Origin of the sequence: Trichocoleus desertorum ATA4-8-CV12 (assembly GCA_019358975.1) — a bacterium.
GTDB classification, from domain to species: domain Bacteria; phylum Cyanobacteriota; class Cyanobacteriia; order FACHB-46; family FACHB-46; genus Trichocoleus; species Trichocoleus desertorum_A.
In genome coordinates this window covers 40,505-49,971 of sequence record JAHHIL010000045.1, presented here as the reverse complement: position 1 = coordinate 49,971, position 9,467 = coordinate 40,505, and the positions used below count along the sequence as shown (strand labels likewise).

At 48.9% G+C, this 9,467-nt stretch carries 10 protein-coding genes; all 10 read left to right on the top strand.

What is annotated here, in order from left to right:
* Positions 1-216: 216 nt before the first annotated feature.
* Entirely contained in the window at positions 217-627 is a 411-nt protein-coding gene (locus KME12_22115; protein MBW4490483.1) for a DUF4359 domain-containing protein, read from the top strand.
* Positions 628-757: 130 nt separating this feature from the next.
* Positions 758-2,296, top strand: a complete 1,539-nt coding sequence (locus tag KME12_22110; protein ID MBW4490482.1) for a GUN4 domain-containing protein — start codon at positions 758-760, stop codon at positions 2,294-2,296.
* A 252-nt stretch (positions 2,297-2,548) separates the two neighbouring features.
* Positions 2,549-3,109 carry a DNA starvation/stationary phase protection protein gene (locus KME12_22105; GenBank protein ID MBW4490481.1) on the top strand — a complete coding sequence of 187 codons (561 nt, stop codon included), beginning with the start codon at positions 2,549-2,551 and terminating at the stop codon, positions 3,107-3,109.
* 251 nt (positions 3,110-3,360) lie between these two features.
* On the top strand, positions 3,361-4,281 hold the full coding sequence (locus KME12_22100) for a sirohydrochlorin chelatase (protein ID MBW4490480.1): 921 nt from the start codon (positions 3,361-3,363) through the stop codon (positions 4,279-4,281).
* Positions 4,282-4,445: 164 nt separating this feature from the next.
* A complete protein-coding gene (gene cobA / locus KME12_22095) occupies positions 4,446-5,261 on the top strand; it encodes a uroporphyrinogen-III C-methyltransferase (protein ID MBW4490479.1) in 816 nt (271 codons plus the stop codon).
* Positions 5,262-5,420: 159 nt separating this feature from the next.
* Positions 5,421-6,386 carry an RluA family pseudouridine synthase gene (locus KME12_22090; protein MBW4490478.1) on the top strand — a complete coding sequence of 322 codons (966 nt, stop codon included), beginning with the start codon at positions 5,421-5,423 and terminating at the stop codon, positions 6,384-6,386.
* Between the two features lie 569 nt (positions 6,387-6,955).
* Positions 6,956-7,474, top strand: a complete 519-nt coding sequence (locus KME12_22085) for a phycocyanin subunit beta (protein MBW4490477.1) — start codon at positions 6,956-6,958, stop codon at positions 7,472-7,474.
* Between the two features lie 83 nt (positions 7,475-7,557).
* Positions 7,558-8,046 carry a phycocyanin subunit alpha gene (cpcA, locus tag KME12_22080; GenBank protein ID MBW4490476.1) on the top strand — a complete coding sequence of 163 codons (489 nt, stop codon included), beginning with the start codon at positions 7,558-7,560 and terminating at the stop codon, positions 8,044-8,046.
* Between the two features lie 128 nt (positions 8,047-8,174).
* The gene (locus tag KME12_22075; protein MBW4490475.1) at positions 8,175-9,047 is read left to right on the top strand and encodes a phycobilisome linker polypeptide; all 873 of its coding nucleotides are present in this window, start codon (positions 8,175-8,177) and stop codon (positions 9,045-9,047) included.
* 131 nt (positions 9,048-9,178) lie between these two features.
* On the top strand, positions 9,179-9,412 hold the full coding sequence (locus KME12_22070) for a phycobilisome linker polypeptide (protein MBW4490474.1): 234 nt from the start codon (positions 9,179-9,181) through the stop codon (positions 9,410-9,412).
* Positions 9,413-9,467: the final 55 nt, after the last annotated feature.

The window sequence follows — 9,467 nt, the reverse complement described above, 5'->3', positions numbered from 1 at the left end:
ATAGAAGCCCGTGGTCTATCGGGTGTTGAAATTGCGAGTGGAGCCGAGGTGTCGGGGGTATTGGAAACAATATCTAGACAACTGGCTATGAAGCTCGAAAGTCTCAAGAGCGATCCTGAGAAGCCCGCCCTGTACTCGTAGAGTCAGCGTCGGGAGAAGTCACTTCAGCGATTAACTCAGCACAGATCACGGCAGAGCAACTCGCAACAGGTTTATATGAAAGGTGTCAAGACAGCCGCATTATTAACAGGGTTAACGGCTCTGCTAGGCATGGGAATTGCTTCGGCACTCACCAATCCCAACGAAACGGCCTACAACAAATACGCGGCTGAGCAGCTAGGGACATACTTAAAAGACAGTATCTGTTCCCAAGCCCCTACCGCCTTTGGCTTGCAGAAACGCTGTCTCTCCCTCGCAGAAAACAATCGCGGCGAGATGGAGCAACTGGTAGCCGAAAACACTCAAAGCCAAAACTACATCTTCTTCAGTACTTATCAAACTGACTTGTCTGTGAATGCGCTTTTGCCGCCCTATCTCTCTCTGGGTGGCTCTTTGTTGCCCGCTTACCACTTTGAAACCGTGGCAGCTTTCAACACTTTCTATATCTATAAGGCTCAAAGACGATAGCGCGATCGCATTGAACAACAGGCGAAATTTACTGCATGTCAGAACTCTAATATTCAAGAATTGTAAGAAATCGTTCGGGTAGCTCAAAAATCCTTTAGGTATAGAACATCACCTAAATCCGCGATCGCGCATGAGCTACTGTCTGAATCCGGATTGCCAACGCCCCAGCAACCCCACCGTTGCTCAGTTTTGCCAACATTGTGGTAGTCGTCTGTTACTCAGAGAGCGCTATCGGCCCCTGCAACCACTCGGACGCGGCGGTTTCGGCAGAACTTTCTTGGCAGTAGACGAAGATTTACCTTTCCAACCTTTCTGTGTGGTTAAGCAACTGCATGTGCCCATACACACGGGTAGCCTCACCAAAGCCGTCGAGCTGTTTCACCAAGAAGCCGTCCGTCTGCAAGAGTTGGGAACCTATCCACAAATTCCTAGACTCCTAGCTCACTTCGAGCAAGAGCAGCGGCTGTACTTAGTTCAAGCTTGGATTAGGGGCCAAACCCTAGCGCAAGAGTTGCAAGAACAGGGTAGGTTTAGCGAGAGCAAGATTTGGGAGTTACTGCAAGATTTGCTGCCTGTGTTGAAGTTCATTCACCAGCACCAGGTCATTCATCGCGACATTAAACCCGCCAATATCATGCGCTACCGCCCTAACCTACCGCTGACAATGGGATTGCAGCCACCAGAAGCGGAAACAGAGCCAGTAGCGCGATCGCTAGTGGAGTCCTTAAGCGATCGCAAGTTAGTGTTGATTGACTTCGGCGTGGCGAAATCTTTAGCTGGGAACAACCTCACCTGTGCTGGCACCATCATTGGCAGTCCAGAGTACATGCCCCCAGAGCAGACCAAAGGCAAGGTTGTGCCTGCCAGCGATCTCTACAGCTTAGGTGTGACCTGCATTCATCTGCTGACCCAAGTGCCTGCCTTAGACATGTTTGATATTGCAGAAAATAGTTGGGCTTGGCGGGATTTTTTGCCCAAGGGGAGAAGAGTCAGCGATCGCTTGGGGCAAATTCTCGACAAACTGCTCCAAGAAGCGATCAACCAAAGGTATCAGTCGGCTGATGAAGTCTTGCAAGCAATCAATACCAATCAACTCATTGCCACTTCTGCTCGTTCTCCCATCCAACAGGCCCAACTGATTTCCTCTCAGGTGCGATCGCCCGCTGTGGCTCCCGTTCATGTACTCCGTCAAGGTTTGTCTGCTACTGGGGTGGACTACACCAAATTGCGAGATTTGCTAGCAGCGGCTCACTGGCAGGCAGCCGATCAAGAAACTTGGGCAGTACTCTGCCAAGCGCTGGGTAAACCGCTAGGGCGGTATTTGCTACCGGGTGACATTAGCAAATTGCCCTGCGAAGATATACAAATTATTGATGGCCTGTGGACAAAACACAGCCAAAAGCGCTTTGGTTGGACGGTGCAAACCCAAATTTATCAAAGCGTTGAGTCAGATTACGGCAGCTTCTGCCAACGCATCGGTTGGCCTCTACACAACTCTGCTCCTATCTATAGCAACCTGAAATTCAATCGTTCTGCGCCAGTGGGCCATTTGCCATCGCGGGTTTGGGTAGGAGGCTCTTATTGGTGGCGGCATGCCGAAGCGATCGCAACCAAATTAGCTGAATGCAGCATCCACTCTGTTAAGAAAAGTGGAATAAATCAATTCTAATCTCTACCCCTGAAGAGATAGAAATCGAGAAATCAAAAAAATTATTTCTGTGAATTAATCTCACTCGATCTTAGCTCAAACCCTTTAGGAATCAGGGCGATCGCAGTACGAACTAAATTTTTGCAAGCCAAATTCTCAAATATATTGACAATCATTCCTAATAGGAATTAAGCCCCTGGTTGACTCTAAAAATCAGCGTGGTAGATTGAGTTTATTCACAGTCTTGAAGACAGTGACACGGGAGGGGAAACGATGTCTGAAACTCAAAACTTATTACGTTCTGTTGACCAAGTTTACGATAATCCAATTTTGTTGGAACGCAGTGTAACCGTTCCTGTGTGTGAAGGGCTAAACATTGCACTCGCAAGTTTCCAAGCGCTCTATTTGCAGTATCAAAAGCACCATTTTGTGGTTGAAGGTGCAGAATTCTATTCTCTACACGAATTCTTCGCGGAAGGCTACGCAGCTGTGCAAGGCCATGCTCACGACGTGGGCGAACGCTTAGATGGTTTAGGTGGCGTGCCAGTAGCCAGCTTTACGAAGCTCGCAGAACTCTGCTGCTTTACTCCAGAATCTGATGGTGTTTTCTCTTGCCGCCAAATGGTAGAAAACGACCTCCAAGCTGAGCAAGCTCTGATTAAGTTGCTACGCCGCCAAGCAGGACAAGCTGAAAGCCTGGGCGATCGCGCCACTCGCTATCTTTATGAGCAAATTCTACTGAAGACGGAAGATCGAGCGTTTCACTTAGCTCACTTCTTGACTCACGACAGTTTGACGCTGGCTTTTGTTCAAGCAGCCAATTCTAGCAATTAACCTTCTAGCAATTAGCCAGGTTTACGTACTTAAGAGTTGTGCTGAAAGAACGCAGACCCAAGTGAACTTTTCATAAACTCTTCTGAGGTGCCACTAGGCACCTTTCTTTTTGGGCACGACACCTAGATTGACCATGAGTTAATCGGGAGTTACAAGTAAAAATTTGCTGTCAAATAGCGCCTATTTATACTAATTCTCTGGGATTGTAAAAATACAATTTACAATGAAGATCTGAATTTTTTGGCGCACTCTTGAACTTACCCTCTGCCTACTTGTTAGTGTTTCATGGTAGCCGTGATCCTCGACCCGCGATCGCGGTGGAACAATTGGCCCAGTTGGTGAGCCAAGAAATCCAGCAGCGCTATCGCTTGGGAGACAAAGGCGGGGAGAAAGGCCAAGATGTGGCACCTCACTTAAGTTATGTGGATAGTCCTCAGCCACCAAGGCCTTTGCTGAAACCCACTGCCGCACCCGCACCAGCCACGATTTGCCACCCGTACTTGCCATTAGTCGGAACTGCTTGCCTAGAACTAGGGCCGCAACCCCTACACCAGCAAATTCAACAATTTGGCGATCGCCTTTTAGCCCTAAAAACCCATCTCAAAACCCAGCCAATGCTGCCAGGTGAATCGCCAGTGATGCAGCTAGTGCCCCTCTTTTTGTTACCAGGGGTGCATGTGATGGAAGACATTCCGGCTGAAGTGGAGCTAGCCCAAACTGCTTTAGGGACAAATCTCAACTTGCAAGTCTCTCCCTACTTAGGCACTCACCCCAACTTAAATCAGCTTCTGGCAGCTCCAATGGCAAGTACTGCCGTAGATGCCTGGGTTCTGCTGTCGCATGGCAGCCGACGACCTGAGGCGAATGCCCCCATTGAGGCGATCGCGGCTGAACTTAATGCGGTGCCTGCTTACTGGTCGGTGCCCCCCAGCTTAGAGTCAACGGTGGCTGACTTGGTGCAAGTGGGTCATCACCGAGTGGGTATCCTGCCTTATTTCTTGTTCGCGGGGGGCATTACAGATGCGATCGCCCAGTTAGTCCAGCGACTGTCTTGGCAATTTCCAGACGTAGAACTTATCTTGGCCGAACCCCTTGGAACTAGCCCCGCCCTGGCTTCTCTGGTTTTAGATCTCCCCCTCAATTCTGCTCCAAGTTACTCGACCCCAAGGTAGCGATCGCCTGTCCGCTCACGGGTAAGTAGTAAGAGACAGCTAGGTAATTTTTGTATCAGATCTTTCAGTTTTGTTAAGCCAACTCTTTTAGGCTGAGGCATTGCCTAATTTTGTTGGTACTGGTTTTCGGTTCCTGCTCCCTCTCCTTGCATCTAAAAACTTCTATGACTGCTGACGCTAACCTCACAACCATTGGTGCTCCAACTTACCTCGGTAAGGTGTATTTAGTTGGCGCAGGACCGGGAGACCCAGGTTTGCTGACAGTGAAAGGCAAAACCCTACTGGAGTGCGCTGATATCGTCATTTACGATGCGCTGGTCAGCCCCCAAATTTTGGCCTTGATTAATCCTCGTGCTGAAAAAATCGATGCAGGTAAGCGCCGGGGCCGTCACTCTTTGGTGCAAGAAGAAACTACTCAACTCCTGATCGAAAAAGCTCAAACTCAAGCAGTGATCGTGCGTCTCAAAGGCGGCGACCCGTTTGTATTTGGTCGCGGCGGCGAAGAAATGGAAGATTTGATGCGAGCAGGGGTGTCTGTGGAGGTTGTGCCGGGAGTGACTTCTGGAATTGCTGCTCCCGCCTATGCCGGAATTCCCCTCACCCATCGCTTGCATAGTTCTTCTGTCACCTTTGTCACAGGTCACGAGACCGCAGGCAAATACCGTCCAGAAGTCAATTGGTCAGCGATCGCTCACGGCTCGGAGACGATTGTGGTCTATATGGGGATTCACAACTTGCCCTACATCTTAAGCGAGCTACAGGCAGCTGGGCTGGGAGCAGAAACCCCCATTGCCTTAATTCGTTGGGGTACTCGTCCAGACCAAGAAGAACTCATTGGCACCTTCAGCACTATCGTGGCCCAGATGGAAGCCGCTGAATTTAGCGCCCCAGCGATCGCGGTGATTGGCTCAGTGGTTAATTTACATGCCCTGCTTTCTAGTTCTCGGCCTTCGGAATTGGGCGTGAGGGATGAGGGATGAGGGATGAAGGGGGCATTGGTTCTGCTGTTTGTGGTTCTGAGGAGTTTAGATATCCCTTAGAACTGCTTGCTGTAGCAGTTTCAATTCGCTCTTAGAGCAGCTTCAGGACCGACAATGGAAGAGGCGCATGCCATAGTTCGGTTTTGAGGGCTAGTTACTTTGGCTTCAGAAGTTAATTTACAGGTTGAACAGGCTGGGGAACGGCTCGATCGCTGGCTATCAGAACAATTACCTGACTTATCTCGCTCTCGGTTGCAAAAACTGATTGAGCAAGGCCAAGTGCAGGTGAATGGTCAAGTTTGCACCTCCAAGAAAGTCACAGTGCAAACAGGCGATCGCATACAGGTCGAAATTCCTGATGCCCAGCCGCTAGAGTTACAACCGGAGAAAATTCCCCTCGATATCCTCTACGAAGACGAGCATTTGCTGATTGTGAATAAACCTGCTGGGTTGGTTGTGCATCCCGCCCCAGGGCACGAATCAGGCACCCTGGTTCACGCGCTGTTAGCTCACTGCCAAACCTTATCGGGGCTAAATGCTCTCCCTGGCATTGGGGGGGTGCAGCGACCGGGAATTGTCCATCGTCTGGATAAAGACACCAGCGGGGCGATCGCGATCGCCAAAACTGACCAGGCCCACCACCACTTGCAAGCCCAACTGAAGGCAAAAACCGCCCGTCGAGAATACCTAGCTGTGGTGTACGGTTCTCCCAAGGCGGAGAGCGGCACCATTGACCTACCCATTGGTCGTCATCCTGTCGATCGCAAAAAGATGGCGATCGTCCTAGAAGAAAGGGGGGGCCGTCGATCTGTAACCCATTGGCGAGTGCTGGAGCGATTGGGCAACTACACGCTGATGCATTTTCAGCTAGAAACTGGCCGGACTCATCAGATTCGGGTTCACAGCAGCCACATGGGTCATCCGGTTGTGGGAGATCCGGTTTATAGTTCCCATCGTTCCCTGGGTGTGAACTTACCGGGTCAAGCGTTACATGCCTGGAAATTGCGACTCCAGCATCCCATCTCAAACGAGCAGATCGAAGTCATAGCAACACCTCCGGCTGTTTTTAAGACCCTCTTAGAGGTGTTGAAGAGACGGATTGCTTTACCAAACTTAAACATTTAGTCGAAATTTTAAGTTACACATATCTACACAAGCGCTAAATTCGCAGGGAAAAAACTTAAAATCCGAAGTCTTTACTAGGTCTTATTTTGAGCTTTTATTAAAAAATTATAAAATCAATTCTTGATAGATAAAGAAGCATAAATACTTAGTGTTAATGTAACAAAATATTATGATACTTTCGATTTTGGGTTACCTGAAGCCTTTGATTGATAAGGTTTTGAATTAATCGTTCGCATAGGTTTGTTCGTCTTAATAACTTGTAATAAACAAAGCCTCTGTCGCGGTGTATAAAAATAACCTGAAGGGTATAAACGACAGGCAAAAGTTAACCAAAGCGCCGATTTTTTGAGTTTTGAGTTCTCTCATACAAATATGAAATTTTCTCAGATTTCTTAAACTACCTTTACTGTTTGCCCTCGGCAAGCCAGTTGGGGGATGAGAGACCTTAAAAGTTTTGGTTTATGTCCGTCGCACCTTTCCAAGTTGCCTAAGCAGCTTGAAATGGCTGAACTAACATCCCAGCTCTGAAATCAGATTCAAACTCAAGTCAAAATTAGGAGAAAAAGTCCATGTTAGATGCATTCGCCAAGGTTGTTTCTCAGGCTGATGCTAAGGGCGAATTCCTGAGCGGTTCTCAGCTCGATGCCCTAAGCAACATGGTTAAAGAAGGCAACAAGCGCCTTGATGTTGTTAACCGCATCACTGGCAACGCTTCCACCATCGTTGCTAATGCAGCTCGTGCTTTGTTCGAAGAGCAGCCTCAACTGATCCAACCCGGCGGTAACGCATACACCAACCGTCGGATGGCTGCTTGCCTCCGCGACATGGAAATCATCTTGCGTTATGTAACCTACGCAACCATCGCTGGTGATTCCAGTGTTCTCGACGATCGCTGCTTGAACGGCCTTCGCGAGACCTACCAAGCTCTAGGTGTACCCGGTGGTTCTGTTGCTGCTGGCGTTCAAAAAATGAAGGATGCTGCGATCGCAGTTGCTAACGACCCCAACGGTATCACCAAGGGTGATTGCAATGCGTTGATGTCTGAACTCGCTAGCTACTTCGACCGTGCTGCTGCTGCAGTTGGCTAATTTAGCCCCCGTTTTAACTCAGTAACGGATCACGTTTCTACAAAAACTTTGCAGAACAGGATATTTAGGGAGATACCACAACTATGAAGACCCCCATTACCGAAGCGATCGCAGCAGCAGATACTCAAGGCCGTTTCCTCAGCAACGCTGAAATGCACCAAGTTTATGGTCGCTATGAGCGTGCCGCTGCTGCTATGGAAGCTGCTCGTACTTTGACCAGCAATGCTCAAAGACTGGTTGATGGTGCAGCTAACGCTGTTTACCAAAAGTTCCCATACACCACCCAGCAAGCAGGCAACAACATGGCCTCTGATGCTCGTGGTAAGTCCAAGTGTGCTCGTGACATCGGCTACTACGTGCGCATCATCACCTACAGTTTGGTTGCTGGTGGCACAGGTCCTTTGGATGAGTACCTCCTCGCTGGTCTAGATGAAATGCACCGGACCTTCGACCTCTCCAACAGCTGGTACGTTGAAGCTCTGAAGCACATCAAAGCTAACCACGGTATCACCGGACAAGCTGCTGTAGAAGCTAACGCTTACATCGACTACGCAATCAACGCTCTAAGCTAGTTGAACGCATGGCCCGGAAAGATATGCAAGTGCTGGCGAGTGTTAGCAGTTGTTTATCTTCCCGGGCATTGTTTTTCTCAATTTGAATATAAAAATCTTCGAAAATCTTTTGTGTTGGGAGGGCATGCATGAGCGGTTTAGCAGCGTCTAATTTGGCGAAAGCAGGGAAGCTCGGCGTTTCTGCGTTTGATGCAACTAGAGTAGAATTGCGTCCGGACTGGTCAGAAGATGATCTTCGAGCCGTAATTCGGGTGGCTTATCGCCAAGTTTTAGGCAATGACTACGTGATGAAGTCTGAGCGCCTCACTAATAGCGAATCTCAACTCCGCCAAGGCAACATCACGGTGCGGGAGTTTGTCCGGGCGATCGCGAAGTCCGATCTTTATAAAAACAAATTTCTTTTTCCTAATTCCAATACTCGCTTTATTGAACTGAATTACAAGCACTTGCTCGGTCGTGCTCCCTATTCAGAAGACGAAATTAATTTCCACCTCAACCTTTACAACGAAAAAGGTTACGACGCTGAAATCGACTCTTACATCGACAGCGCTGAATACGAAGATAACTTTGGCAACAACGTGGTGCCTTACTACCGGGGTTTCTCAGTCGATCCAGGGGTAAGAACCACAGGCTTTACTCGCATGTTCCAGCTCTATCGTGGTTATGCCAACAGCGATCGCGCTCAAGTTGCAGGTAAAACTCCTCACCTATTCCGCGAATTGGCTCAGAACCGCGCTTCTACCATCGTTAGACCAACGGGTGAAGGTAGCCGTGGCTTCCATAGCAGCGTTGGCGATGACACTCCTAACAAGGCCTTGGGTGGCTCTTGGGGTGAAAGCGGACGGATTTATCGTCTAGAAGTTACAGGAATTCGCAATCCTGGCTATCCCAAAGTCCGTCGCAGCAATGTTGCGTATCTCATTCCCTACGAGCAGATGCTACCCAAGATGCAACAGATTCATCGCATGGGCGGCACTATCGTTAGCGTTAGCCCTGCTTAGGACTGGCTGATTGCTAGCGTCTTACTGAATTGAGTCTTCAAGAAAAGACTGTAATGGCAGGCATCAATCAAATGAGCTTGCCATTACTGCCTGAAATCATCTAGTTCAACTTCATGGGAGCTATTGTAACGATGTTTGGTCAAACTGCTCTAGGAAAATCTTCATTGAGCGATTCGGCTAGCCGGATGTTCCGCTTCGAAGTTCAAGGTCTCCGCCAAAACGAAGAAGCTGACAAACTAAACTATTCCATTCGTCGCAGCGGCAGCACCTTTGTGACTGTGCCCTACAACCGCATGAGCGAAGAAATGCAGCGGATTAGCCGTTTGGGCGGCAAAATTGTCAACATTACCTCTATCGCCGCTTAGCCAACTTTTAGCCTCAAGGGAGTAAAACTCTTTATATTCCCGGTTATTCATCCTG